24 protein-coding genes and 3 pseudogenes are annotated in these 24,494 nt (G+C 74.0%); 10 read left to right on the forward strand and 17 right to left on the reverse strand.

Annotated features, from left to right (window positions below):
- Window positions 1-181: 181 nt before the first annotated feature.
- The 3 genes from ACVV2G_RS16250 (at window position 182) to ACVV2G_RS16260 (ending at window position 3,215) form a co-directional block, all read left to right on the forward strand.
- Window positions 182-1,393: a glycoside hydrolase family 64 protein gene (locus ACVV2G_RS16250; protein ID WP_453843396.1), complete on the forward strand. Its 1,212-nt coding sequence runs from the start codon at window positions 182-184 to the stop codon at window positions 1,391-1,393.
- A gap of 63 nt (window positions 1,394-1,456) precedes the next feature.
- A complete protein-coding gene (locus ACVV2G_RS16255) occupies window positions 1,457-2,629 on the forward strand; it encodes a PP2C family protein-serine/threonine phosphatase (RefSeq protein WP_453843397.1) in 1,173 nt (390 codons plus the stop codon).
- Window positions 2,630-2,993: 364 nt separating this feature from the next.
- Window positions 2,994-3,215 carry a hypothetical protein gene (locus ACVV2G_RS16260; RefSeq protein WP_453843398.1) on the forward strand — a complete coding sequence of 74 codons (222 nt, stop codon included), beginning with the start codon at window positions 2,994-2,996 and terminating at the stop codon, window positions 3,213-3,215.
- A gap of 85 nt (window positions 3,216-3,300) precedes the next feature.
- On the opposite strand, the gene ACVV2G_RS16265 is transcribed toward ACVV2G_RS16260, so the two are convergent.
- The 4 genes from ACVV2G_RS16265 to ACVV2G_RS16280 all read right to left on the reverse strand — a co-directional run bounded on the left by ACVV2G_RS16265 (window position 3,301) and on the right by ACVV2G_RS16280 (window position 8,638).
- The gene (locus ACVV2G_RS16265) at window positions 3,301-3,810 is read right to left on the reverse strand and encodes a DUF5709 domain-containing protein (RefSeq protein ID WP_453843399.1); all 510 of its coding nucleotides are present in this window, start codon (window positions 3,808-3,810) and stop codon (window positions 3,301-3,303) included.
- A gap of 95 nt (window positions 3,811-3,905) precedes the next feature.
- Window positions 3,906-5,381, reverse strand: coding sequence for a hypothetical protein (locus tag ACVV2G_RS16270; protein ID WP_453843400.1), 1,476 nt, complete (start codon window positions 5,379-5,381; stop codon window positions 3,906-3,908).
- A 165-nt stretch (window positions 5,382-5,546) separates the two neighbouring features.
- The gene (locus ACVV2G_RS16275; protein ID WP_453843401.1) at window positions 5,547-7,901 is read right to left on the reverse strand and encodes a glycoside hydrolase family 65 protein; all 2,355 of its coding nucleotides are present in this window, start codon (window positions 7,899-7,901) and stop codon (window positions 5,547-5,549) included.
- Complete coding sequence (locus tag ACVV2G_RS16280) at window positions 7,898-8,638, reverse strand: beta-phosphoglucomutase family hydrolase (RefSeq protein WP_453843522.1); 741 nt, start codon at window positions 8,636-8,638, stop codon at window positions 7,898-7,900. The genes ACVV2G_RS16275 and ACVV2G_RS16280 overlap by 4 nt, the downstream gene beginning before the upstream one ends.
- Before the next feature lie 54 nt (window positions 8,639-8,692).
- On the opposite strand from ACVV2G_RS16280, the gene ACVV2G_RS16285 reads away from it, so the two are divergent.
- Window positions 8,693-9,364 (forward strand): nucleoside/nucleotide kinase family protein, encoded by a 672-nt coding sequence (locus tag ACVV2G_RS16285; protein WP_453843523.1) that lies wholly within the window; start codon window positions 8,693-8,695, stop codon window positions 9,362-9,364.
- A 48-nt stretch (window positions 9,365-9,412) separates the two neighbouring features.
- Here the strand turns inward: ACVV2G_RS16285 and ACVV2G_RS16290 are convergent.
- Window positions 9,413-9,496: pseudogene (locus tag ACVV2G_RS16290) on the reverse strand (ABC transporter); the annotation flags it as partial.
- Between the two features lie 248 nt (window positions 9,497-9,744).
- Window positions 9,745-9,906, reverse strand: coding sequence for a hypothetical protein (locus ACVV2G_RS16295; RefSeq protein ID WP_453843402.1), 162 nt, complete (start codon window positions 9,904-9,906; stop codon window positions 9,745-9,747).
- A 205-nt stretch (window positions 9,907-10,111) separates the two neighbouring features.
- Here ACVV2G_RS16295 and ACVV2G_RS16300 point away from each other — a divergent pair, with 205 nt between their 5' ends.
- A complete protein-coding gene (locus ACVV2G_RS16300) occupies window positions 10,112-11,029 on the forward strand; it encodes a MurR/RpiR family transcriptional regulator (RefSeq protein ID WP_453843403.1) in 918 nt (305 codons plus the stop codon).
- Between the two features lie 321 nt (window positions 11,030-11,350).
- Window positions 11,351-11,734 (forward strand): hypothetical protein, encoded by a 384-nt coding sequence (locus tag ACVV2G_RS16305; protein WP_453843404.1) that lies wholly within the window; start codon window positions 11,351-11,353, stop codon window positions 11,732-11,734.
- 75 nt (window positions 11,735-11,809) lie between these two features.
- On the opposite strand, the gene ACVV2G_RS16310 is transcribed toward ACVV2G_RS16305, so the two are convergent.
- Both ACVV2G_RS16310 and ACVV2G_RS16315 read right to left on the reverse strand, forming a co-directional pair.
- Window positions 11,810-12,298, reverse strand: coding sequence for a flavin reductase family protein (locus ACVV2G_RS16310; RefSeq protein ID WP_453843405.1), 489 nt, complete (start codon window positions 12,296-12,298; stop codon window positions 11,810-11,812).
- Between the two features lies 1 nt (window position 12,299).
- A complete protein-coding gene (locus ACVV2G_RS16315; RefSeq protein WP_453843406.1) occupies window positions 12,300-13,160 on the reverse strand; it encodes an ATP-grasp domain-containing protein in 861 nt (286 codons plus the stop codon).
- Window positions 13,161-13,289: 129 nt separating this feature from the next.
- Between ACVV2G_RS16315 and ACVV2G_RS16320 the strand changes: the two genes are divergently transcribed.
- Together ACVV2G_RS16320 and ACVV2G_RS16325 are read left to right on the forward strand one after the other, a co-directional pair.
- Window positions 13,290-14,027 carry a TetR family transcriptional regulator gene (locus tag ACVV2G_RS16320; protein WP_453843407.1) on the forward strand — a complete coding sequence of 246 codons (738 nt, stop codon included), beginning with the start codon at window positions 13,290-13,292 and terminating at the stop codon, window positions 14,025-14,027.
- Window positions 14,028-14,189: 162 nt separating this feature from the next.
- On the forward strand, window positions 14,190-14,603 hold the full coding sequence (locus tag ACVV2G_RS16325; RefSeq protein ID WP_453843408.1) for a Zn-ribbon domain-containing OB-fold protein: 414 nt from the start codon (window positions 14,190-14,192) through the stop codon (window positions 14,601-14,603).
- A gap of 7 nt (window positions 14,604-14,610) precedes the next feature.
- On the opposite strand, the gene ACVV2G_RS16330 is transcribed toward ACVV2G_RS16325, so the two are convergent.
- Together ACVV2G_RS16330 and ACVV2G_RS16335 are read right to left on the reverse strand one after the other, a co-directional pair.
- Window positions 14,611-14,997 carry a PPOX class F420-dependent oxidoreductase gene (locus ACVV2G_RS16330; RefSeq protein WP_453843409.1) on the reverse strand — a complete coding sequence of 129 codons (387 nt, stop codon included), beginning with the start codon at window positions 14,995-14,997 and terminating at the stop codon, window positions 14,611-14,613.
- A gap of 58 nt (window positions 14,998-15,055) precedes the next feature.
- A pseudogene (locus tag ACVV2G_RS16335) lies at window positions 15,056-16,236 on the reverse strand (aminotransferase class I/II-fold pyridoxal phosphate-dependent enzyme).
- Between the two features lie 227 nt (window positions 16,237-16,463).
- Here ACVV2G_RS16335 and ACVV2G_RS16340 point away from each other — a divergent pair.
- Window positions 16,464-17,819, forward strand: a complete 1,356-nt coding sequence (locus ACVV2G_RS16340) for a S1 family peptidase (protein WP_453843410.1) — start codon at window positions 16,464-16,466, stop codon at window positions 17,817-17,819.
- A 577-nt stretch (window positions 17,820-18,396) separates the two neighbouring features.
- On the opposite strand, the gene ACVV2G_RS16345 is transcribed toward ACVV2G_RS16340, so the two are convergent.
- The 3 genes from ACVV2G_RS16345 to ACVV2G_RS16355 all read right to left on the reverse strand — a co-directional run bounded on the left by ACVV2G_RS16345 (window position 18,397) and on the right by ACVV2G_RS16355 (window position 20,684).
- Window positions 18,397-18,582 (reverse strand): hypothetical protein, encoded by a 186-nt coding sequence (locus ACVV2G_RS16345; RefSeq protein ID WP_453843411.1) that lies wholly within the window; start codon window positions 18,580-18,582, stop codon window positions 18,397-18,399.
- Window positions 18,583-19,026: 444 nt separating this feature from the next.
- Window positions 19,027-19,722: a L,D-transpeptidase family protein gene (locus tag ACVV2G_RS16350; RefSeq protein WP_453843412.1), complete on the reverse strand. Its 696-nt coding sequence runs from the start codon at window positions 19,720-19,722 to the stop codon at window positions 19,027-19,029.
- 161 nt (window positions 19,723-19,883) lie between these two features.
- A complete protein-coding gene (locus ACVV2G_RS16355) occupies window positions 19,884-20,684 on the reverse strand; it encodes an SDR family NAD(P)-dependent oxidoreductase (protein WP_453843413.1) in 801 nt (266 codons plus the stop codon).
- An 83-nt stretch (window positions 20,685-20,767) separates the two neighbouring features.
- Here ACVV2G_RS16355 and ACVV2G_RS16360 point away from each other — a divergent pair.
- Window positions 20,768-21,028: pseudogene (locus tag ACVV2G_RS16360) on the forward strand (hypothetical protein); the annotation flags it as partial.
- A 2-nt stretch (window positions 21,029-21,030) separates the two neighbouring features.
- On the opposite strand, the gene ACVV2G_RS16365 reads toward ACVV2G_RS16360, so the two are convergent.
- From ACVV2G_RS16365 to ACVV2G_RS16380, 4 genes are all read right to left on the reverse strand, one after another.
- Window positions 21,031-21,945: an SDR family oxidoreductase gene (locus ACVV2G_RS16365; RefSeq protein ID WP_453843414.1), complete on the reverse strand. Its 915-nt coding sequence runs from the start codon at window positions 21,943-21,945 to the stop codon at window positions 21,031-21,033.
- A 172-nt stretch (window positions 21,946-22,117) separates the two neighbouring features.
- Window positions 22,118-22,747: an MBL fold metallo-hydrolase gene (locus tag ACVV2G_RS16370; protein WP_453843415.1), complete on the reverse strand. Its 630-nt coding sequence runs from the start codon at window positions 22,745-22,747 to the stop codon at window positions 22,118-22,120.
- Window positions 22,747-23,835 (reverse strand): S-(hydroxymethyl)mycothiol dehydrogenase, encoded by a 1,089-nt coding sequence (locus tag ACVV2G_RS16375; RefSeq protein WP_453843416.1) that lies wholly within the window; start codon window positions 23,833-23,835, stop codon window positions 22,747-22,749. Before ACVV2G_RS16375 ends, ACVV2G_RS16370 begins: the two co-directional genes overlap by 1 nt.
- Before the next feature lie 210 nt (window positions 23,836-24,045).
- Window positions 24,046-24,330: a hypothetical protein gene (locus ACVV2G_RS16380; RefSeq protein ID WP_453843417.1), complete on the reverse strand. Its 285-nt coding sequence runs from the start codon at window positions 24,328-24,330 to the stop codon at window positions 24,046-24,048.
- Window positions 24,331-24,494: the final 164 nt, after the last annotated feature.

The following is a 24,494-nucleotide window of genomic DNA, read 5'->3' on the forward strand; positions in this document are numbered from 1 at the left end:
GTTAAGCGTGTTCCGTGCGGTGCCGGATCATCCCAAGTCGGGGGCGCATCATGGGCTTTGGGGCCGTGTGGAGCCGGTTGGACGAGCCATGCGTTCTGCGTAGCATCGGCCGGACGTGAGAGCGCTCTCCTACTCCCCGCCCTCACCTGCCATGCCCCGAAACACTCTGGAGACCCCCCACATGACTTCTCGTCACCAGCGCCCGCTCGGCCGCCGCAAGCTGCTCGTCGCCCTCGGTGGAGCGGTCGTGGCCGCGCCGGTCGCCGCCGCCGTCGCCCCGCACGCCCTCGCGGGCGTCGGGTCGGAAGACTCCGAGGCTCCCCGGGCCGAAGCGGCGGGTGCCCTGCCGCTGACGATCGTCAACAGCACCGGTTCCTTCGGCAACGCCGACGTGCACGTCTACGTCGTCGGCAACCAGGACGGCCGTCAGGTGCGCCTCACGGCCGACGGGACCGTCGTGCCGGTGGCGCTGTCGGACAACGGTGCCGACGGCTTCACCGACTACGCGATCAGCCTCTCCGGCAGCGGGGCGACAACGCTGTCACTGCCGTACCTCTCCGGCCGGATCTACGTGTCCCTGGGCGCGAAGCTGAAGTTCAAGGTGGTCGCCGACGGCGCCGGGAACCCGGCACTGCAGTACCCGGCGGGCTGGGTGAAGTCGGACCCCAACTACGGAGTGCTGCACGACTGCGCCGAGTTCACCCACAACTCCGCCGGGATGTTCTGCAACACCACCATGGTCGACATGTTCAGCGTGCCGCTCGCCATCCGGCTGACCGGCGCCAAGGACCAGACGACCGGCACCGTGCGCCCGGGCGGGCGGGCGGCCGTCTTCGAGGCCGTGCGCCGGGTGGAGGAGTTCGCGCCGCTGGCCGTGGACGACCTGCGGGTGATCGCGCCCGGTCACGGCCTGGACGCCGGACTGTTCCCCGGGAACTACCTCGCCCCCTACATCGACGAGGTGTGGAGCACCTACACCGGCAGGGATCTCAGGATCACCACCAACGCCGGCGTCTTCACCGGCCGGGTGCGCGGGGACCGGCTGACCTTCGACGGGCCCGCCCAGGTGTCCTTCGCCAAGCCCTCCACCCGGGACGTGCTGTTCTGCGACGGCGCCCTCGCCGCGCCCAACGACGGGACGACCGGTCCGGTCGCCGCGGTGCTGGGCGCCGGGTTCAACCGCTCCACGCTGATCTCCTCGCCCGACCAGCCGACGACCGACCCGGCGACGTTCTACGGGACCGTCCTGACCAACCACTACGCGAAGGCGGTGCACGCGGCGACCGAGGACGGCCGGGCGTACGGATTCGCCTTCGACGACGTGGCCGACTTCGCCTCCTACATCCAGGACACCGCGCCCACCGGCATCCGCCTGACGCTCACCGCGTTCTAGGACACCCCGCGAACCGCCCCGGTTCGGCGTGCGGGAGCCGGGGCGGCGTAGGAGCGTGGTGGTGTGCGAAAGGTGTCGGTCCTGCCTCCGCGCCGGGGCGAGGACCGGCGGAGCTGGCTGAGCGGGGCTCCGCCGCCCCGTTGGGTGCGGATGCTGCCGCCGGTCCTGCTCGTGGTGATCTGTGCGGCGACGCTCGTCAGCCACGATCCGCTCGACGTCGGCTTCCTGCTGGGTGCCGTCCCGCCGCTGGCCGTGCTGTCGTACAGTCCCCTCGCGACCGCCCTGCTGGGCGGCGTCGGGGTCGTGCTGCTGAAGGTCCCGGCCTTCCAGCTCGACAGCCCCGGCGAGACCGATCTGCTGACCGTCGCCTTCGTCGCCGCCCTCAGCGTGTTCGTGTCCTTCGTCCGCAGTCGCCGTGACGCCCAGCTGGATCTGGAGCGCACGGTCGCCGAGGCCGCTCAGCGCGCCGTCGTGCCTCCGCTGCCCGAGCGGGTCGGGGCGGTGCGCCTGACGGGGCTGTACCGGGCGGCGCAGCGCGGGACACTCGTCGGGGGCGACTTCTTCGACGTGCGGAACGGTCCCTTCGGCGTACGGGTCGTCACGGGCGACGTGCAGGGGCACGGGCTGTCCGCGGTGTCGACGGTCGCCTCGCTGCTGGGGGCGTTCCGGGAGGCGGTGCTCGACCAGCCGGACCTCGCGTCGGTGGCGGGGCGGCTCGACCGGCGGCTGGTGGTGGACGCGGCGGACGCGCGGCACACCGAGCTGTTCGCGACGGCCGCGCTGCTGGAGTTCTCCGCTGACGCCCTGGAGGTGCGTGTCGTCGTCTGCGGCAACCCGCCTCCCCTCCTGCTGCGGGACGGCGGGGCCACCGAGCTGGAGGTCTCGCCGTGGACGCCTCTCGGGCTCGGCCTCGCGGACGCCGGCGCGATCGAGACGCGCACGGTGGCCCTGCGCCCCGGTGACCGGCTCTTCCTCGCCTCCGACGGAGTGGTCGAGGCCAGGGACGGCAGCGGCGCGTTCTATCCGCTGGCCGGCCGGCTGGCCGCGCTCGCCGCCGGGGAGGACGGGGCGGATGAGCAGGACGGGGAGGACGGGGCGGATGAGCAGGACGGGGAGGGCGGGGAGTCCGCGGGGCTTCCCGAGCGGGTCTGGGCCGACCTCGTGCGCTTCTGCCCGGACGTGGAGGACGACGTCACGATGCTCGTCCTCAGTCCTTCGCCCCCGACGGCTCACTGAGGCCGCCGGGGATCGCGCCGCCCGCGCCGCCGCAGCCGCCGGCCCGTTCCGTGCCGCCGTGCCGGGCGCCACCGCTGCACGACCGACCGCCCCGTGCTTGGGCACGCCCTCGCCCCGTCCGCCCGGGGCCCGCCTCCCCGCTCCCCCTCCGCGGGTGTGCGGGCATGCCACGACCTGGTCCTTCTGCCGGACGGAAGACGCCCGGCAGGCCCGCTCACCCGTCATGGTGCCCCGCGCGGCGGGACGGACCCGGCGGTCCTCCGGATGCGCGGGCCGCTTCCGCGTTGAATGGTGTTATCGGGACATTCGGGACCGACAACAGCACGGCACCGAAGCAGCGACCCGGATCCGAGGAGCACTGATCATGTCGACGTCACAGCCCGACGCCTCGCGGCCGCCCCAAGCCCCCACGGGCGACGACCGCACCACCCCGGACGACCTGCTCCACACCCGCAACGGCACCGACGTCTCGCCGGAGGACCTGGTCCTCGCGGCCGGGCGGGACGTCACGGCGAAGAACCTCGAATGGGCCCGGCGCAAGCTGGACGAGGAGGGTCCCGCCGCCCTCGACAAGCTGCTGCCCTGACCCGGCGCCCCCGGCGGCACGAGGCCCGGGCCGGTGCCCACGGCACCGGCCCGGGCCGGGTGGCGGGTGCGCCCCGCCGGGCGGGTCAGCGGGTCCGGCCGGGACTCGCCTGGTCGTCCTCCCGGTCCGGCAGCACCGTCTCGTCCTCCACGACGTGCATGGCGGCCTCCTCGGCACCCGCGGCTCCGCCGTCGATGCCGACGTCCTGGGCGACGGTCTCCTTGGTCGTGTCGGCGCGGGCGCCCTCGTCGGGGGCGACCAGCCGGCCGGAGCGCTCGGTCCCCGCCTCGGGGTCGACCGGTTCGCCCTCGCCGTCGGGCTTGTCGCCCACGCCGTCCCCGGCGGGTGCCGACACGTCCGGCACCTCCTGGGACAGCCGTTCGTCGAGGCTCTCGCCGTCGTGCTGCTCGGCGGCCGTGGTGCCGTGCTTGGTCACTCCGAGGGGCTTCTCCGGCGGGGAGTAGCCCTCGTCGAGCATGTCGTCGTAGGTCCGCTCGCCGACGGCGTCCTGGAGGTCGAGGGGCGCGGCGTCCTCCTGCTCCTCGTTGGTTCCGGTGGGCTGGTAGGCGTCGTCGGCCATCGGGTCCGTGCCCATCGCTGCCTCCCTCTCAAGCTGCGTCGTCGGTGGTCTCGGTGTCCGGTTCGCGTTTCCCGATACGCGATCTTTAACCCGGTCCGGCCCCGGGATCTTCAGCCCCGGGGCGCCACCCGGACGGTCAGGTCGGTGACGCGGTGCGGGGTCCAGCCGCGGGCGTACCCGGGCACGGTGCCGCCCGGGCCCGTGACGGCGGCCACCGGGATACGGCGGGCGGTGTCCAGGATCTCGGCGGCGGTGGTGTTCTCGTTGTTGCCGCTGGTCGCGCCGGAGGAGCAGCCGGCGTAGTAGCCGATCGGGATGGATTCGTGCCCGGTGACCAGACAGGGCGGGCGGACACCGCGCCGGTGCAGTTCGTCGGCGACCCGGGACCAGTCGCGGCGGCTTTCGACGTTGCGGTCCACGGTGCCCGCGAGGACGGCGAACTGCACCGCCAGGTGCCCGGCGAGCGCGAGCGCGACCAGGGCCGCCGCCACCGGCCGCCACCGGCCGCCTTCCGTACGGACCAGGTGCCACAGCGCGTCGGCGAGGGGAGCGGCCAGCAGGGCGTAGGCGGGCTGCAGGAAGCGGGGCGCCGCGTAGCCGATCATGAACAGGTACGGCAGCGCGGCCGTCGCGGCGCACGCGAGCGGGACCAGCGTGCGGGCGGCGCGCCGGGCCCGCACCGCGACGACCGCTCCGAGGACGGCGAGGACCGGCAGGGCGATCCACCACGCGGTCACCACCGGGTGGGGCATCGGCCCGGTGCACGGGCGGCACAGGCCCCGCCCGCCCAGGCTGCGCATCTGGTCGTCGACGGCGAGGTTCCAGCCGAGGCCGCCCTGGATCTCGGAGGCCCGGGACAGCCGCTCCCCGAGGCCGCCGTACCAGCCGTACGCCTCGATCACCCACTCCACTCCCCCGGCCGCGAGGCCCCCCACGAGCGCGAGCAGCAGCGGCCAGTGGCGGCGTGCGAGGACGAGCACCAGCAGCGGCAGGGTCACCCACACGGCGTCGGTGGGCCGCATCCACGCCATCAGCGCCGCACCGGCCACCACACCCCACGGCGCGGCCCGCCCGGGCAGCCGCCGGGCCCGCAGGAAGCAGCCGACGCAGATCAGGGCACCGACGGCGACCCAGTAGTTGGGCATGGCCTGCGGCCCGTAGAAGAGGGTCACCCACAGGGTCGCGAAGAACGCGCCGGCCGTGGCCAGGACCCGGGCCGGGAAGAGGCCCTTCCAGGCCCGCAGGGCGAGATACAGGCCGAGACCGGACAGCACCGCGAGGTAGCCGCGCAGCAGTTCGGTGGACGACGACCAGGACGCGACGGGCGCCACCAGCAGGGAGACGCCCCGGGAGCGCGGTGCGCTGAAGAAGGCGGCGGGGTGGTGGGAGGTGACCTGGCTGACGTACACCGTCTCGTCCCAGCCGAGCCCCATCCCTGGGTGGACGAGGATCAGCTGGGTCGCGGTGAAGACGGCGGCCACCGCCGCGAGCAGGGCGTCACCGCCGGGGCGCCGCGAGGCGCCGGGCGCCGGGACCGCCTCGTCCCGGCGTCCGCCGGCCGGCAGGGTGTGCGCGCCGTCGGCCATCGTGCACCCCTCACCCCCGCGCGTCGCGGAGCCGCTCGGTCCTCACCTCCTGCCGCCGGTGGCGGGAGTCCGGAAACCCGGAAAACACGGTCAAACTAACCCGCGCGCCACCGAGGCGCAGGGCGGAACTCGGCCAGTCGCACCATCCCGCCCCCGTCCGGCCGGTCAGCGGGCGTTGGGACGGCGGTGCGGGGGCTGCTCGGGCGTGGGGCGCTGCTTGGGCGCGGGGATGGCGCGGGTGACGGGGCCGTCCCCGTTCACGGCCAGGGCGGTCCCGTGGTGATGGATCGTCAGGGGTTCGCCCTTCAGCAGCGTGTACGTCGCCCTGTCCGGGCCGATCTCCACCCGCAGGCACCGTCCCCGGAACTGGAGCCGGAACGCGAGACGGCTGAACTTCTCGGGCAGGCGCGGCGTGAACCGCAGGCTGTCGCGCTCCCGGCGGGTGCCGCCGAACCCGGCGACCAGCGCCATCCACGTACCGGCCAGTGAGGCGATGTGCAGTCCGTCGCGGGTGTTGTGCTCCAGGTCCGCCAGATCCATCAGGGCGGCCTCGGCGGCGTAGTCGTAGGCCAGGCGCAGATGTCCCGTCTGGGCGGCGACGACGGCCTGGCAGCACGCGGACAGGGAGGAGTCCCGCACGGTCAGCGGCTCGTAGTAGGCGAAGTTGCGGGCGATCTGGTCCTCGTCGCAGTGGGCGTCGAACCAGCTGCCGCAGGTGTACATCGCCAGCACGAGGTCGGACTGCTTGATCACCTGCTTGCGGTAGAGGTCGAAGTAGGGGAAGTGCAGCATCAGCGGGTACTGGTCGGCGCCGGTGCGGGCGAAGTCCCAGCGCTGGTGGCGGGTGAAGCCCGAGTGCTGCTCGTGGACGCCGAGTTCCTCGTTGTAGGGGATGTGCACCGACTCGGCCGCGTCCCGCCAGGCGGCGCTCTCCTCGTCGTCGACGCCGAGCCGGGACGCCTCGACGGGGTGGCGTTCGCAGGCGTCGGCCGCGGCCAGGAGGTTCGAGCGGGCCATGAGGTTGGTGTACGTGTTGTCGTCGGCGATGGCGCTGTACTCGTCCGGGCCGGTGACGCCGTCGATGTGGAAGACGCCGTGGTGGTCGTGGTGGCCGAGGGAGCGCCACAGCCGGGCCGTCTCCACCAGGAGTTCGAGGGCGGTGTCGCGTTCGAAGTCGGTGTCGCCGGTCGCCGCCGTGTACCGGACCGCGGCGTGCGCGATGTCGGCGGCCACGTGGAAGGCGGCCGTGCCGGCCGGCCAGTAGGCGGAGCCCTCGGAGCCGTCGATGGTCCGCCACGGGAAGGCGGCGCCGCGCAGGCCGAGCTGGGTGGCACGGTCCCGGGCGGCGGGCAGGGTGTCCTGCCGCCAGCGCAGCGCCTCGGCGACGGCCCTGGGCTCGGTGTAGGTGAGCACGGGCAGGACGAACATCTCCGTGTCCCAGAACGCGTGGCCGTCGTACCCGGAGCCGGTGAGTCCCTTGGCCGGAATAGCCCGCTGCTCGGCGCGGGCACCGGCCTGCAGCACGTGGAACAGGGCGAAGCGCACCGCCTGCTGGATCTCCTCGTCGCCGTGCACCTCGACGTCCGCCCGGGCCCAGAAGTCGTCGAGGTAGGCGCGCTGCTCGGCCACCAGGCCGTCCCAGCCGCCGTGAGCGGCGGCGGCCAGCGCGGCCTCGACCTGGTCGCTCATCGCGGGCCGGGAACGGGCTCCCGACCAGCCGTGGGCGACCGTCTTGCACACCCTCAGCCGCTGTCCCGGCTCCAGCACGGAGGTGAGGGTCAGACGGGCCACGTCGGTGTTGCTCTCGCTGCTGGTGGTGATCTCCCCCGGGCCGTCGACCACGTGGTCGGCGGCCACGGCGACCCTCAATCCACTGCGCCGCGTGCGGTGGACCAGCCGCAGCCGGGAGCCGACGGCCATGTCCTCCTCCGGCTCCAGCGGGGACTGGAGCGCCTTGGCCGTCCGGGGGTCGCCGTCGGGGTCGGGGAGGCTCTCGTTGGCGACCAGTTCCGACTGGATGACGACCCGGGTCCGGCTGTCGACGGCCTCGACCTCGTACGACACGGCGGCGATGGCCCGCTGGGTGAGGGAGACGAGCCGGGTGGAGTGCACCCGGACGGTCGTACCGGCCGGGGAGGTCCACTCGCAGGTCCGCTCCAGCACACCGCGTCGCAGGTCGAGGTGGCGTTCGTGCTCGACGAGCCGCCCGTAGCGCAGGTCGAAGGGTTCGTCGTCGACCAGCAGCCGCAGCAGCTTGCCGTTGGTGACGTTGATGACGGTCTGGCCGGACTCGGGGTATCCGTAGCCCGCTTCGGCGTACGGCAGCGGGTGCAGTTCGTGGACGCCGTTGAGGTAGCTGCCGGGCAGGCCGTGCGGTTCGCCCTCGTCGAGGTTGCCGCGCCAGCCGATGTGCCCGTTGGACAGGGCGAAGACGGACTCGCTCTGGGCGAGCAGGTCGAGGTTGAGGGCCGTCTCGCGCACGGACCAGGGCTCGACGGTGTACGTCCGGTTGGTGATCACGCCCGGCCCTCCAGTTCGGCGAGGTCCTGGACGACGCGGTCGGCGCCGTGGGCGTAGAGGGCGTCGGTCTGGCCCACGCGGTCGACGCCGACGACGTAGCCGAAGTGACCGGAGCGTCCCGCGTCCATGCCGGCGAGCGCGTCCTCGAAGACGGCGGCACGGGCGGGTGCGACCCCGAGGTCGCGGGCGGCGGCCAGGAAGGTGCCGGGGTGCGGCTTGCCCGGCAGGTCGCGCTCCCGGGCCACCACGCCGTCGATCCGTACGTCGAACAGGCGCTCGGCGTCGATGGAGCGCAGCACGTCCCGGGTGTTGGCGCTGGAGGAGACGATCGCGGTGGCGAGGCCCGCGGCACGGACCGCCTCGACGTAGCGCAGCGTTCCCTCGTACGCCTCGACCCCGTCGGTGCGGATCTTCGCCAGGACCAGCTCGTTCTTGCGGTTGCCGATCCCGTTCACCGTCCGCGCGTCCGGCGGGTCGTCGGGGCCGCCCTCGGGCAGCTCGACGCCGCGGGAGGCGAGGAAGGTGCGCACGCCGTCCGCGCGGGGGCGGCCGTCGACGTACTCGCCGTAGTCCGAGTCGGTGAAGGGGCGGAAGTCCGCGCCGTCCCGCTCGCGCAGGAGGGCGTCGAACGTCTCCTTCCAGGCGGCGGCGTGCACCACCGCCGTCCTGGTGACGACCCCGTCGAGGTCGAAGAGGCAGGCCTGGATGTCGTCGGGAAGACCGAGCTTCGTCGTCATACCCCACACAGTTCCCCGCCGGGGCGGGTCCGACCGGGTGACACACTGGTCGGCGTGCCACTGACCTTCCGCGACCTCGTCACCCGTGCCCGCGCCCTTCCGAAGGGCGGGCGGCGCGCGATCCTCGGCATCGCCGGCGGTCCCGGCGCGGGGAAGTCGACACTGGCCGTGAGTCTGGTGCGGGAGCTGAACGGGAGCGGCGAGCCCTGGGCGGCGCATGTGCCCATGGACGGCTTCCACCTGGCCGACGCCGAACTGGACCGGCTCGGCCGCCGGGACCGCAAGGGAGCGCCCGACACCTTCGACGCCGCCGGTTACGCCGCGCTCCTGCGCCGCCTGCGCGAGGAGGACGAGGACGACGACCCCGTCTACGCGCCCGGCTTCGAACGGGTGCTGGAGCAGCCGGTCGCCGGGGCGGTACCGGTGCCGGCGTCGGCGCGGCTGGTGGTGACGGAGGGCAACTACCTGCTGCTGGAGACCGGCGCCTGGGCGCGGGTGCGCTCCCGGCTCGACGAGGTGTGGTTCTGCGAGCTGCCGGAGCCGGAGCGGGTCCGCCGGCTGGTGGCGCGGCACGAGCGGTACGGCAAGTCCCACGAGGACGCGGTCGCCTGGGCGCTCGGCACCGACCAGCGCAACGCCGGCCTGGTCGCCGCGACCCGGGGCCGCGCCGACCTCGTGGTGCCGGCGGGGGCGTTGCCGCCCGGCGCGGCTCGGCGGGTCCGCTAGCGCGCGGGTCAGGTCCCGGCTGGCCAGGCCGACGCCTGCCATCGGCTCGTCCATGATCAGCAACTCGGGTCCGGCGGCGAGCGCGCGGGTGATCAGTACCCGCTGGTGCCGGCCGCCGGAGAGGGCGTTCACCGAGTCCCCGCTGCGGAGGCACGCTCCTCGACCGGTTCCAGGCCGGGGCGCACGCCGTCGGGAGGAACCGCCTGCCGCCGCCGGCCACGCTGCTCGCCTCGTCGCAGCGGCCGTCGGGGACGTCGTCCGACGTGGTGATGCGCACGGCCGGAAAGCAGCCGCTGACGGCGCCCGCGCGGTGTCGCCCGCCGAGGGGGCTCGGGGGCGATCGCCCGAGGGCGGCGCGGGGCGGAGCCGCTACCGGGTGCTCACTTCTCGTCGTAGTCGTCGGGGCGGACGTGCGCCTCCTCCAGGGCTTCGCGCAGGGTCCGGCCGGTGCCCCCCGGCTGACGGGGGGCGTCGTCCTCGTGCCGGCCGAGAACGTCGTCGGTGGTGTCGGTCTTCGGCCGGTTCTCTTCCGGGACGGTCATGACTGCCACTCCTCGTGCGTGCTGCGAATGCGTTCCGGAACGCGGGTTCCCGGTCGGCGCGGCGCTATCCCCGCGGGCGCGGACGCCGGTTCCGTGCGGGCCGGATTCCGGTGCGCACGGGCTCCGGAATGGCCTGTGACGCCGCTCTGACGGACCCGGAGGGTGGGCTATGTTGACCTCCGTGGGAGACAAAGGAGGCGCACCCGTGCCATCGCCGCAGCAGACACGCGCGCAGGCATCGGCGATCACTTCGGGACGGGCGGCGCCGGAATCGGAGGTCTCCGCCACGTCCCGGCTCAGGACGCTGTTCGACCGGCCCCGCCTCTCCCCGGGACAGCGGCGTATCGCGCAGTACCTCATCGAGCACCTCCCCGAGGCGGCGTTCCTGTCGATCACCGACCTCGCGGACCGGGTGGGCGTGAGCCAGCCGTCGGTGACGCGGTTCGCCTCGGCGGTCGGCTTCAGCGGCTACCCGGCGCTGCGGGAGCGGCTCCAGTCGATCGCGCTGGGCTCCCGCGGCGGAGTCACGGCCGAGGAGAACCGGGGCAACGAACTCCAGGCGGCCGTCGACGCCGAGATCGAGAACCTGGAGAACCTGCGGCGCGACTTCGCCGACGCCGACCGGGTGATCGACGTCGGCCGCAAGCTGGCCGCCTCGGCGCCGCTGACCGTCCTCGGGCTGCGCATCTCCGTCTCGCTCGCCGAGTACTTCGCCTACGCCGCCCGCCGCATCCACCCCGACGTGCGTCTGGTGACCCTGGGCGGCAGCGTCGCCTACGACGCCCTGCTCCAGTCCCGGGAGGCGGGGGGCACCTGGGTGCTGGCCTTCTCCATGCCCCGGCACGCCCACGAGACCCTGGGCGCCGTCCGGGTGGCACGCGGTGCCGGACTGAAGGTGGCGCTGATCACCGACCTGGCGCTCGGCCCCCTGGTCGACGAGGCCGACGTCACCTTCGCCACCGGCACGGGGTCGCGTCTGGTCTTCGACTCCTACGCGGCGCCGGGCGTGATGTGCGCGGCCCTGCTCCAGGCCATGACCGACGCCGATCCCGAGCGGACGCAGGCCCGCCTGGAGGAGTACGAGCAGGTCGCCGACCAGCACCAGTTCTTCCTGCGGGACTGAGCCGCCCCCTCGGCTCGGGAGCGGGCACGCCGTGGGGTGGTGCAAACGGAACCTCTCGCAACAGAGCAGGCATGAATGTTTTCATACGTCTTGCAAAGCGGATGGCATATATAAATACTGCTCACGGATCGCGACCCGGTCGTCCCGGAGCGCGTCCATACCTGCGCGAACATCCCTGGCCGCCGATTCCTGCCCGCTCCGGCGCGCCCGGGGTGTTCCGACGGGCATCGCCTGCGCGAGCGCCCGCGGCGGTCCCGGTCGTCCCCTGGACCGGGACCGCCCCACCCGTCGCCCCACCCGACGACGCCGCACACGGAAGCGATGATCATGCCCCTCACGACCACGCGCATCAGCCCCGACTGGCCCTGCCAGGTCAAGGCCCCCGGCAGTTACGACTGGGAGCGCTCGGCGGCCAAGTGGCTGCGTGAACTGGTGCCGGCCCGGTACGCCGGGTACCCGGCGCTGATGCGCCACCCCGTGCTGCTCGCCCGCCATGCGCAGATCCAGGTGCAGCACGAGGTCCGGGTGGCCCGCACCGCGCTGCAGACCGCCCGGGCGGACCTGCCCCGGCTGGGTCTGCCCGAGTCGGTCATCGAGCACACCATCAAGCTGTACGCGGCGGAGGTCCTGCAGTTGCAGCACATCGCGCGCAGCGTGCGGGCGGTCACCGAGGCCCTGGTCGGGCGGGGAGCCGCCGGGCGCTGACCCGACGGCTCCCGCGGCACCGGCAGGCACCCGACCGGTGCGTTCGCGCCGCGCGGCCCGCGCCGCGAGCGGGCGTCAGCCGGCCGGATGGCCCGGCCGGATGGTGTGGGCGTCGGCGAGCCGGAGCAGCGGTGCGCCGGACGCCTCCCGTCCGCCCCACTCGACCGGTTCGAGGACGAACCCGACGTGGTCCCCTCCGGGCAGCCGCTCCACGACGCGGCCCACGAACCACGCCTCGGCGTCCTCCAGCACCACGGCCCCGCCGTGTCCCGGACGCCAGCGGGCCCGCTGGAACTTGTCCACCCGGTCGCCGGTCCGCCCGCCGAAGAGTTCGGCCGTCGCGCGCTGGTCGCGGGCGAGCAGGTGGACGGCCAGGACCTCGGCGGACCGGGCCACCCGGAAGGTCCGGTTCACCTCGGAGATCCACACGACGAAGCGCACGGGATCGAGGGAGCACTGCGAGGAGAAGCCGACCAGACAGCCCGCCCGCTCCCCGCCCGCTGCGGCCGTCACCACGCACATGTCCGGATCGAGCCGGGTGAGGAAGGCGTCCATGGCGGCCATGCTAGGGGCTGTCGGTCCGGGCGGGACGGGCGGCCAGCAGCCGCCACAGGGCGGCCCGCAGGGCGGTGACGAACGCGCTCCGGCCCGCCTCGTCCAGGGCGTCCAGGGACAGGTAGGGGTTCAGGTCCTCCAACTCGACCAGGAGCAGCTCCCCGCCGGGAGCCCGGCAGGCGTCGACACGCTGGATGCCGTGCTCGATGCCGTTCCACTCGATGAACCGCCGCGCGAACGCCAGGTCCGACGGGGTGGCGTCGTACGGCACCAGCTCCCAGCGCCGGTCGGGACGCGGCGCGTAGAGGGCGTACTGGAAGTCGTGGTCGACGAAGTAGAAGGAGATCTCGTGGGCGAAGTGGACGCGCGGCTGGACGAGGAGGTCCCCGGCGCCGGCGCGCACCGCCTCGTGGACGCGCTCGGCGGCCACGGTCCGCAGGCCCGTCGAGTCCGCGCCGAGCCTGGGCTTGACGACGTACTCGTCCGCCGGGGGCAGCCGGTGCAGGTCCGCGGCACCGCCGACGGTGGGGATGACCGGGTAACCCGCTTCGGTGAGGTCGATCAGGTACTGCTTGCCGGCCATGTCCGCCCGGCCGGTGAGCTGGTTGTAGACGCGGGTCCCCCGCTCGGCCGCGCGCTCGCGGAAGGCGTCGTAGGCGTCCCGGTGGCCCAGCACGGGGCCGCTGTTGCGGACGACGACGGCGTCGAAGCCGTCCAGCAGCGCCGCGGCCTGCCCGGGGTGGCACAGGGCCAGGTCGAAGTCCTCGCGCAGTCGGGCGGTCAGGAGGATGTCCTCGTCGCAGTACCGCCGCCCGCGAGCCTCGTAGGACAGGTCGGTGACGTACAGGAGGCGGGGGCGGGCGGACGGCATGGGGAACTCCTCGGGGCTGACCGGAGGCGATCGTATGCGACCGGTGCGGTGGAACGGCGGGTGCACTCAGTTCCCTCCGGGGGCTGCACTGAGTGCCATCGACCCCGGTGAGCTGCTACGTTCCCCTCCATGAGTTCCAGCAGCGCGGCGCCCCGCCGCGGGGACCGTGCGGACGCGGCGGACACCCGGCCGCCGATGCGGGACGCACTGGTCGCGGCGGCCTTCCGGCTGTTCCTGGAGCGGGGCTACGAACAGACGACCGTCGACGACATCGTCGCGCTCGCCGGCGTCGGACGGCGGTCGTTCTTCCGCTACTTCCCCTCCAAGGAGGACGTGGTCTTCCCCGACCACGAGCGGTGCCTGGCCGACATGACGGCCTTCCTGGCCGCCTCCCCGCAGGACGCCGACCCGGTGCGACGGGTCTGCGACGCGGCCCGGCTCGTGGTGCGCATGTACGCCGAGAACCCGGCCTTCTCGGTGCAGCGGTACCACCTCACCAAAAAGGTGTCCGGGCTCCGCGCGTACGAGCTCTCGGTGGTGTGGCGCTACGAGCGCGCCCTCGCCGACTTCCTGCGCGGGCGCCTGGGAGGACTGCCGGACGGCATCCTGCGGGCCGACGTGATAGCGGCCGCGGTGGTCGCGGCGCACAACAACGCCCTGCGTTCCTGGCTGCGTTCGGAGGGACGGGACGACGCGGTCGCCGCGGTGGACCACGCGCTGCGGTTCGCCCAGTCCACGTTCGGCGACGCGCCCGTCCTTGCCCCGGCCGAGGGGGCGGACGACGACGTGGTGGTCGTCGTCTCGCGGCGCGGGACGCCCCTGTGGCAGGTCGTGCGGGAGGTCGAGACCGCCCTCACCCGCGGCTGACGGGAAGCCGACGGCCCCGAAATCGAGGGTACGGAGTGCCTTTACGACTGACACTCAGTGCCATACCCTGTCGGCGTGCACGGTGGCACGGCGACCGCGCACTCGCGTGCCCCGCCCCTCGCGCACGCGTGATTCCGGCCCGAGTGCAGGGAGTTGACCAGCGTGTACCACCACTCAGGAACCGTCGCTCAGCAGGCAGCGGGCTCCGCGACGGGCGTGCTCGACCCGGCAGCCCCGGACACCGAGGCCATCGTCTTCCAGCGCTGCACCTGGTGCGGCACGACCATGTACCACCGGGTGCTGTGCCCGGTCTGCCGCGGCAGCGACCTGCGGACGGAGCGCAGCGCGGGCGCGGGGACGGTGCGCCACGCCACGGTGGTGCACCGCAACACCCCCGCCGCGCGCAACGTCTCCCTGATCGAGATGGCCGAGGGTTTCGTGCTGCGCGGCCGGGTGATGGGCCCGCTCATCGGCATCCACAGCGGCGACCGGGTGCGACTGTCCACGGCCAAGGACCCGGTGCGGGGCGAACCGGTCTTCCAGCTGGTCGACGAGCCGTACCGCGCCTGGACCTGAGCGCCGGTCAGGGCGTCGGGGTGATCCTGATCCCCACCGTGCCGTCCACGCCCCGGCGCAGCCGGCTGCCGAGCAGGGTGAGCCGGCCGAGGACGCCGTACTTGCGGGCGATGAGCCGGCGGTAGCGGGCGGTGGTGGCCGGGTCGCAGATCTCCGCCGTCGCCGGGATCTGGTCGCCGGTCGCCCTGCCGCGCACGTCGCAGGGGCCGACCAGGACGCCGGAGCGCTTGCGGACGCGCTTGACCTTCCAGGAGTCGGCCGCCGTCCAGACGCCGAGCGCGTCCCCGTCCCGGACGACCCACACCGGGGTGGCGACCGGGGTGCCGTTCTTCCGGTAGGTGGTGACCAACAGGTATGTGCCGGCGCCGAGCCGGTCCAGTGGGGCGTCGTCCATGATCCGGCAGTCTAGGCGGATCCCGGTACGCGACGGGTCCGCCTCGCCTCCGGTCGTCTCAGCCGAGGGCGGCCGTCATCCTCCGTACCGCCTCCGTGACCACCTCCGGCGAAGCCGCCAGGTCGAGGCGCACGTGTCCCGCCCCGCCAGTGCCGAAGGGGATGCCGGAGCCGAGGTCCACCCGGCCGCGACGGAGGAAGACGTCCGCCGGGTCGTCGCCGAGGCCGAGCGCGCGGCAGTCGAGCCAGGCGAGGCAGGTCGCCTCCCCGGGGCGGTGCACGGCCCCGGGCAGGTGCGCGGCCGGCAGGCCGGAGAGCAGCCGCCGGTTCTCGTCGAGGCCGGTCGGCACCGCGTTCAGCCAGGCGGTGCCGGCGCGCAGGGCGGCCGTGTGGGCGAGGACGCCGACGTGGCTCGCCCCGTGGCCGACCTCCTCGGGCATCCGGGCCAGGTCGGCTGCGGCCCCGGGCCCGGCGAGGGCCAGCGACGCCTTGAGTCCGGCCAGGTTCCACCCCTTGGACGCCGACATCAGCGCGAGGCCGCGCTCGGCACCGGGCACGCTCGGGTACGGCACGAACCGCACGTTTCCGGTGACGACCGGCGCGTGGATCTCGTCGGCGACGACCCGCACGCCGTACCGCTCCGCGAGGGCGGCCACGGCGGCCGGCTCTTCGGCGGTGTGCACCGTGCCGGTCGGGTTGTGCGGGCTGGACAGCAGGTAGGCGGCGCGCCCGCCGTCGCCGGCGGCCCGCCGGAACGCCTCCTCCAGCGCCACGGGGTCGATCCACAGGTCCGCGCCGAGCGGCGCTTCGACGACCCGCCGGCTCCTGTGCCCCACGAACTGGTGGAACGGCGGGTACACCGGGGGGGGTCACGACCACCGGGTCGCCGGCCCCGGTGACCAGCGCGAGCATCTCGACGACGCCCAGCATCACGTGCGGCACGAGGGCGGTGCGCTCCACGGCGAGGTCGTTCCAGCCCCCGCCGCTCGGCGGCGAAGGCGGCCAGGGCCTCGGCGTAGGCGGTGCCGGCGGGGCAACCGGTGTCACCGAGCCGCAGGGCGTCGGTGACGGCGCGTACGGCGGGTTCGGCGAGCAGCACGTCCATCTCGGCCACCCACAACGGCGGCACGTCCGCGGGGTGGGTGCGCCACTTCATGCTCGTACGGCGGCGCAGCTGGTCGAGGGTGAGTGCGCGCAGGGGGTTCGGTCCGCCGTGCCGGGGCTGCGGGGTGCTGGTCATGGGGCACAAGACAGGGCCCCCGGGGCGGCCGGGGAACGGCATGCCGGCGCACGGCGGCCTCCGTCGCCGGGGCCGGTGCCGTGGGGGCCGCCGCGTCCGCCCCGGGCCGTACGGGACCTCCGGTCCGGTGAACACCGGCGCGCCCGTCCCCGTATGGGAGGAGGGCGCCCGACGTCCGGAGGCCCCCGCGGCGGCGACGCCGCGCGGTCGGGTTCGGGAGCGCAGGCATGAGGCACGCACGACGACGCATCGTCCGGCGAACGGCGAAGCTGGCGGCCGTCGGGGGACTCCTGCTCGGGGGGACGATGGTCACCCGGGCCGTGGCGAGCGAACCGCCCGGCCCGTCCGCCGCGCCGCACACGTTGGCGCGGACGGTGCCCGGCACCGGCGCCGAGCTCGTGTCACGGCTGGGCGCCTCCCGGACGGCGGGGCACTGGCTCGACGCCGACGGGCGGCCGGTGGTCGCGGTCACCGACGGGAGCACGGCCGGGGAGGTGCGACGGGCCGGCGCCGAGGCGAAGGTCGTGCGGCACAGCATGTCCGAGCTGGAGTCCGCGGCCGCCACGCTGCGTTCGGTGCCCCGGGTGCCCGGGACGGCCTGGGCGTTCGACTACCGCGCCAACGAGGTGGTGGTACGGGGTGACAGCACGGTCTCCGGGGACGACTGGTCGCGCCTGACGGGCGTGGCGGAGGACATCGGGGGCTTCGTCCGCATGGAGCGCACCCCGGGTGAGTTCACCACGCGCCTGAACGGCGCCGAGCCGATCCTTTCCACGGCGGGACGCTGCTCGGCGGGCTTCAACGTGACCGACGGACGGAGCGAGTTCATCCTGACCGCCGGTCACTGCGGACCGACGGGGTCCGTCTGGTTCGGTGACGAGGGGGGCGGCCGGCAGGTCGGCAGGACGGTCGCGGGGAGCTTCCCCGGTGACGACTTCTCCCTGGTGGAGTACGCGAACGGCAGGGCGGGCGACGGCGCCGACGTGGTGGCGGTCGGTGAGGGGAAGGGGGTGCGGATCACGGGTCTGGGCGAACCGGCCGTCGGACAGCGCGTGTTCCGCAGTGGCAGCACCAGCGGTCTGCGCGACGGCCGGGTGACCGCGCTCGACGCGACGGTCAACTACCCGGAGGGCACGGTGTCCGGCCTCATCGAGACCGACGTGTGCGCCGAACCCGGGGACAGCGGGGGGCCGATGTTCTCCGAGGGCATCGCGCTGGGTGTGACGTCGGGCGGCAGCGGCGACTGCGACGACGGGGGCACGACGTTCTTCCAGCCGCTGCCGGAAGCCATGGCGTCCCTCGGCGTCCGGCTGCTCGTCTCGACGCGGGAGGGGGCGGCGGGATCCGCGCCCTCGTCACCGGCGGCCACCGGGGGCGGCGCCGCCGCGGCGCCCGGGGGCACGGCGTCCGTCACGGGCGTCGACGGGTCTCCCCTGCTTTCCCGCCTCACCGACCGCCGCAACGTCGGCCCCGGCATGCTCGTCGTCGCGGGCAGCGTGGTCGCCCTGGTGGCCACCCGGTGGATCCGTGCGGACCAGGACCGCAAGGCCTACCGACGGCACTACTCGGCGACGTGGGGGTGACCGGCGGGAGGGGCCGGGGCGGGCCGCGCGGCCACATCCCCGGCGGGCGGGCCGCACGCCTCCGGCCGCGCCCGGGGCCACCGAGCGCGGGCACGGTGACGGCGATCCCACCCGGGCGAGGGCGTCGGGGCGCTCCCGAGGACGAGTACGCCGCACAGAAGGACAGCGCGTCGCCTGTGACGGCGCTCACCGGTACGACGACGCTCATGGCGCCGCGGCTCAGGACCGGTCGAGGACGTGCGTGGCGGCGCCGCTGCCCAGGCCGGACAGGGCGGCGCCTCCCCCAGTAGGTCCGCGGGGCGGACCTACTGGGGGAGGGCACGAGGAGAAACTAGGAGAGCGGCACGCACGGCGAGGCCGAGCCCGCCGGCCTCACCGGGGAAGGAGACGGCGGCGCCGTGGACGCGCCGGGTGAGCAGGCCGCCGGCGGTGGGAGCACCGCCCGGCTCGATCGAGGGCCGAGAAGCGGGGGACGACGACGCCGTGGCAGACGGCTGAGGCCAGTGCGAGAAGGACACCCGTCCTGTGGGGAACCCCGGGCCGGTGGGCCGATGCGCCGAGGAGTCTCAGGCGCCGGTCAGGCGGCCTTCACGGGGTCCGGGGCCGCGGCGGCCCACTCCAGGACGAGCCGCTGGTACTCCGCACGCTGCTCGACGCTCAGTATCCCGCCCGACCGGAGCCACAGGGCCCGGATCTCCTCGTTGACCTCGGCAGCCGATCGCTCGGAGGAGGGTTCAACAGTGGTGGACATGCTGTGAAGCATACGGCGCCGGGCGTGAAGGCGATGTGAGTAATCGCGAGAAAAACGGACATAACAGACCGTGTTACTGGTCACGTCCATCTCCTCATCTGTCAAGACCTGTCGGCGAGTTCGTTCACCGCGCCTGTGTCCTGCCGCACACGGCCCGCCCGTTCACCTCCGTACCGGCCCCGGCGCCGGCAGCCGGAGCCGGAGGTTCGGCACGACACCGTGCGCCCCGGCCGCGGAGGCCGGACGCCGTGACCCTCGGGCCGGCCGGCGCGGCCCGGACGCCGGTCGCCGCGAACCGTGTCGTGCACCACTTCGGGCGGTCGGGGCTCCTCCGCAGCGGACGCGAGGATCTCCCCGTGGTTCAGGTCACAGCCGGTGGCGGCCTGTCCCCGGCAGCGGATGCCGGGGCGCCCGTCAGCCGCGACGCGGAGGCGCGGGCCGGGCGCCCCGATCCGCTCAGGTGCCCGGCTTGCGGCCGTACACGAAGACGTCGTCGCCCTTCTTCAGCAGCGACCAGTACTTCTTGGCGTCGCTCTCCGTCATGTTGACGCAGCCGTGCGAGCCCGGCGGGTTCCACATGCTGACGCCGGCCGAGTGGAAGGCCTGGCCGCCGTCGAAGAACTGGCTGTAGGGCATCGGCACGTCGTAGAGGGTCGAGTGGTGGTCGATGTTGCGCCAGTAGACCTTCTTCAGTCCCGTGCGGGTCTCGTGGCCGTTGCGCCCGGTGCGGACCGGCACCGGCCCGTACACGAGCTTCTTGCCGTCCTGTATCCAGCTCAGCTGGAGGGTGAGGTCCACGCAGGCGATGCGGCCCTTGTTCACCGGGCACTTGCCCGACTTGTTCGGGTTCTTCCCGACGGCCTTCTGCTTCTGCATGAGGTTCATCACGCCCCAGGTGATGGGGCCCGCGTAGCCGATGTTCGGGGTGATGCCGTGCTTGGACTGGAAGGCGCGGATCGCCTTGCAGTCGGCGGTGGACTGCTTGCCGTCGGCCGGGCGGCCGAGGAACTTCTCCACCTTCTTCTGGTGCGGGCCCGTCTGCGTGGTGCAGCTCGCCGCCTGGGCCGGTGCGGCGCCGAGCACGAGCGTGAGTGGTGCCACCAGTGCGGTGAGCCCGAGTGTGGCGGCTCCTCGTCTGCGTATGTCCCCCATGGCGGTCAGCCTTTCGCGTCGAAGCGGCGGAACGGGCGGAAGGCCGCCCGCGGTGCGATTCCCGCCTGCTAGACCGCCGTCCGGCCGTGACGGTTGCCCACCGCGCCCGTGTCGCGACGAAACGGTGACAAACGCGGTCGGGCGCGCCCCGGCCCGCGCCGTCAGTCCGTACCGCCCCCTTCCCTGGTCGCCTGCCGGAACCCGGTGTTGACGGCGGTCAGACCGCCGTCGACCACCAGCGTGGTGCCGGTGATCCAGGACGCGTCGCGCGAGGCGAGGAAGGCGACGGCCGCGGCGATGTCGTCGGGTTCGCCGACCCGCCCCAGCGGGTACAGCGGTCGCACGGCCGCCAGTTCCTCGTCCCGGCCCTCCCAGGCCGTGGTGCGTACGGTGCCCGGCGTCACGAGGTTGACGCGGACGCCGCGCGGGGCGGCGTGGCCGGCGAGGGTGCGGGTCAGGGAGGCGAGGCCGGCCTTGGCCGCGCTGTAGGCGTGGTTGCCGAAGTCCTGGACGCCGTTGACCGAGCCGATGCTCACGATCGCACCGCGCCCGGAGGCCGCCAGGTGGGGCAGGGCCGCCCGGCAGCAGCGGTGGGCGCCGGTGAGGGTGACGTCGAGGTCGCGGGCCCAGGCCTCGTCCGGCTCGTCCTCGAAGAGCGGGGCGTCGGGCGTGCACGCGTAGGCGTTGTTGACCAGCACGTCCAGGGCGCCGAAGGTGTCCACGGCGTGGGCCACGGCCGCCTCGACGGACGTCCGGTCGCGCACGTCGCAGACGAACGCCTCGGCGCTGAGCCCCTGTTCCGTCAGCTCTCGCGCCGTCCGCCGCGCCGCGGGGAGGTCCACGTCGGTCAGCAGCACCCGTGCTCCCTCGGTGGCGAGCCGGCGGGCGGTGGCCGCGCCGATGCCCCGGGCCGCGCCCGTGACGAGTGCCGCGTGGTCCGTGAAACGCCGTGTGTCCGTCATGCGCCCGACGGTACCGCCGAGGCGATCACCCGGGCGGACACCGTGCGCCGCTGTCCGGTCCCGCGCGTCGACCTCCCGCGCTCATGGACGTCGTCATCGGTGCTCCCGGTTCGTACCTCGCCGTGGTCGGCAGCGGCCGGGACCGGTTCCGCCGGGAGACCGCGGCCCGCGGGGAGGAGCGGCGGCTCGCCGTCCACGCCGGCTACGCGCGGACGCCGAAGGCGTCCGTCACGCTGACGTACCGGGTCGCCGCCCACCTCGGCGACGACCCGCGCCCGCACCCCCTGACCCCCCGGGAGGCCGCTCCGGCACAGGCGGAGGCCACCCTCGCCCGGGACCCCGCCCGTCAGCGGTAACCGGTGACGTCGGCCGGCTTGTCGGCGTCCTGCACCTCGACGACGTAGCGCCAGGCGTCCGGGCGGCTGCCGTCGAGGTCGGTGAACCCGTACTCCCGGGCGAGACCCCCGCTGGAGAGGGACCGGCCGTTGAAGCGCGCCACGTCCGGGTCGGCGGCGAGGGCGGTGACGGCCCGGCCGACGTAGCGGGGCGTCTCGGAGATGGCGAAGTGCGGGACGCGGTCGAGGGCGTCGCGCCAGTTCTCCTCCCGTACGCCGAAGTGGTCGAGCATGATCTCCGAACGCAGCCAGCCCGGCGTCAGCGCGACGGCCGTGGCGCCGCGCGGTCCGAGTTCGTGGCCGAGGGCGAAGGCCATACGCAGCACGGACGTCTTGGCGAGGTCGTAGAAGAAGGAGTTGCGGTAGTGGTCGCGGTTGTAGTCGTCGGTGCCGTCGGTGACCTCGACCACCAGCCCGCCGGGGCGGCGCAGCAGCAGGGGCAGCGCGTGGTGGCTGGTGACGGCGTGGGTCTCGACGGCCAGGCGCAGCAGCCGGAGTCCGTTGTCGAGGCCGTGCTCCCAGACGGGGGTGTCCCACTCGAAGAGGTGCTCGCCGCCCCAGATGTCGTTGACCAGGACGTCGAGGTGGTTGTGGGCGCGGGCGATGCGGTCGACGAGCACGGCGACCTGCGCCGGGTCGAGGTGGTCGGCGGGTACGGCGATGCCGTGGCCGCCGGCCTCGGTGACCAGGTCGGCGGTGTCCTCGATGGTCTCGGGCCGGTCGTACTCCGAGCGCCGGGCCCGGGTGCTGCGGCCGGTGACGTAGACGGTGGCGCCGGCCGCGCCCAGTTCCACCGCGATACCGCGTCCGGCGCCCCGGGTCGCCCCGGCGACGAGCGCGACCTTGCCCTCCAGTGAGCGTGCCATGTCCGGCCTCCCGTTTCTTCTCGTCCACGGGCCCGTGCGAGCGGGCCTCGTGGACGAGAGTGCCGGGAAAGCCGGACGTCCTCTGTCACCTTTTACGCGTGTCTCCGGCGTGTCGGGTCCGGCTCACCGGGACCGCCGACCCGGTGAGCCGGACCGGTGAGCCGGACCGGCGTCAGTGTCCGCGTCGGATCCACTCCTCCAGGTGCGGTGCCTCGGCGCCGATGGTGGTCGGGTCGCCGTGGCCGGTGAGGACCTTCGTCTCGGGCGGGAGCACCAGCAGCCGGTCGCGGATCGAGTCGATGATGGTCGGGAAGTGGGAGTAGGAGCGGCCGGTCGCGCCGGGGCCGCCCTGGAAGAGGGTGTCGCCGGTGAAGACGGCGCCCAGGCCCGGGTCGTACAGGCAGACCGCGCCGGGGGCGTGTCCGGGGGTGTGCAGGACGGTGAGGTCGGCGCCGGCCGCCTCGATGACCTGGTCGTCGGAGAGCCAGGCGTCGGGGTCCCGGTCGGGGTGGGTCTGCTGCCACAGCGGCAGGTCGTCGCGGTGCAGCCAGATGGTGGCGCCGGTGCGCTCGGCCAGGGCGGGTGCGGCGTTGACGTGGTCGTTGTGGGCGTGGGTGCACACGATGGCCGTCAGCCGGCGGTCCCCGACGGCCTCGGCGATCGCGTCGGCGTCGTGGGCGGCGTCGATGACGACCACCTCGTGGTCGTCGCCGACGAGCCAGACGTTGTTGTCGACGTCCCAGGTGCCGCCGTCGAGGCTGAACTGCCCGGAGGTGACGAGTCGTTCGATGCGGGCGGCCATCACAGCACCACCACCGAACGCAGCACGTCACCGGCGTGCATCCGCTCGAAGGCCTGCTCCACCTCGTCGAGCCGGATGGTCTCCGTGACGAACGCGTCCAGGTCCAGGCGGCCCTGGAGGTGGAGGTCGACGAGCATCGGGAAGTCGCGGGAGGGCAGGCAGTCGCCGTACCAGGACGACTTCAGCGACCCGCCGCGCCCGAAGACGTCCAGCAGGGGCAGTTCCAGCTTCATCTCGGGTGTCGGTACGCCGACGAGGACGACCGTGCCGGCCAGGTCGCGGGCGTAGAACGCCTGCCGGTACGTCTCCGGGCGGCCGACCGCCTCGATGACGACGTCGGCACCGAAGCCGCCGGTCAGCTCGCGGATCGCCTCGACCGGGTCGGTCTCGCGCGCGTTGACGGTGTGGGTGGCGCCCATGCCCCGGGCGGTCTCCAGCTTGCGGTCGTCGATGTCCACGGCGATGACCTTCGCTGCCCCCGCCAGCTGGGAGCCGGCGATCGCCGCGTCCCCGACGCCGCCGCACCCGATGACGGCGACCGTGTCACCGCGGCCGACGTTCCCGGTGTTGATCGCGGCGCCGATGCCGGCCATCACACCGCAGCCGAGCAGGCCGGCCACCTGCGGGGAGACGGCCGGGTCGACCTTGGTGCACTGTCCGGCGGCGACCAGCGTCTTCTCGGCGAAGGCACCGATCCCGAGGGCCGGGGACAGCTCCTGGCCGGTCGAGGCGAGGGTCATCTTCCGCTCGGCGTTGTGGGTGTCGAAGCAGTACCACGGCCGCCCGCGCAGACACGCCCGGCACCTTCCGCACACCGCACGCCAGTTGAGGATCACGAAGTCGCCGGGGGCCACGTCGGTGACACCGGCGCCGACCGACTCCACGACGCCCGCCGCCTCGTGGCCGAGGAGGAAGGGGAAGTCGTCACTGATCCCGCCCTGCTTGTAGTGCAGGTCGGTGTGGCACACCCCGCATGCCTGGATACTGACAACGGCCTCGCCCGGGCCGGGATCGGGTACGACGATCGTCTCGATTCGCACCGGCTCGTCCTTGCCCGGTGCGATCACGCCGCGTACTTCCTGCGCCATGGTGCTTGACCCCTTCTTCGGCCGTTCCGCGTTCCGTCCGACCCTACGCGCAACTGATCGGTCGGGCGCACCACGAGGTCCGCGCGGCCCCGCTGAGCCGGCGGCCGCGTGCCTCCCGGCCGCGGGCGGCCGATGCGTGCGGACGCGCGCGGACACGCGTGAGGGCCGCCCGGCATCGGGCGGCCCTCGACGGCGGCTTCGTTCCGGCCGTCAGCCCAGGGCGGGGACGGCGCCGAACACCGGCGAGACCAGGCCGGTGAACTGGCGGAGCTGATTGAGGTCGTCGAGCCGGTTCAGCTGCTGGGAGGGGCGCGGCAGCCGGGCCCGGTCCTCGGCGGGCATGTCGCTCACGGCGAGCGAGTCCAGCGTCTTCGTCACGCTGAGCTTGCCGGTACCCGGCGCGCCCCCGTCGGCCGCGCCCGCCATCGGTGCGGCGAGACCGGTCACCCCGGCGGCGAGTCCGACAACGGCAGCGATACGTCGTGTGGAGATCATGCCCTGGGCAACGCCGCCGGGCCGGGCCGGACACGGGCGGGCGACGCCGCTCACCCGTCAGGACCAGTGGCCGGACCGGAGACGTCACGCCGCGCGCCGGGCGGCGAGGGAGGGACGGCGGCATCGTCGCCCGCCTGCCGGGGTACGCGGGCTCGCCGCTCCCG

This window comes from Streptomyces sp. JK94 (assembly GCF_053613315.1).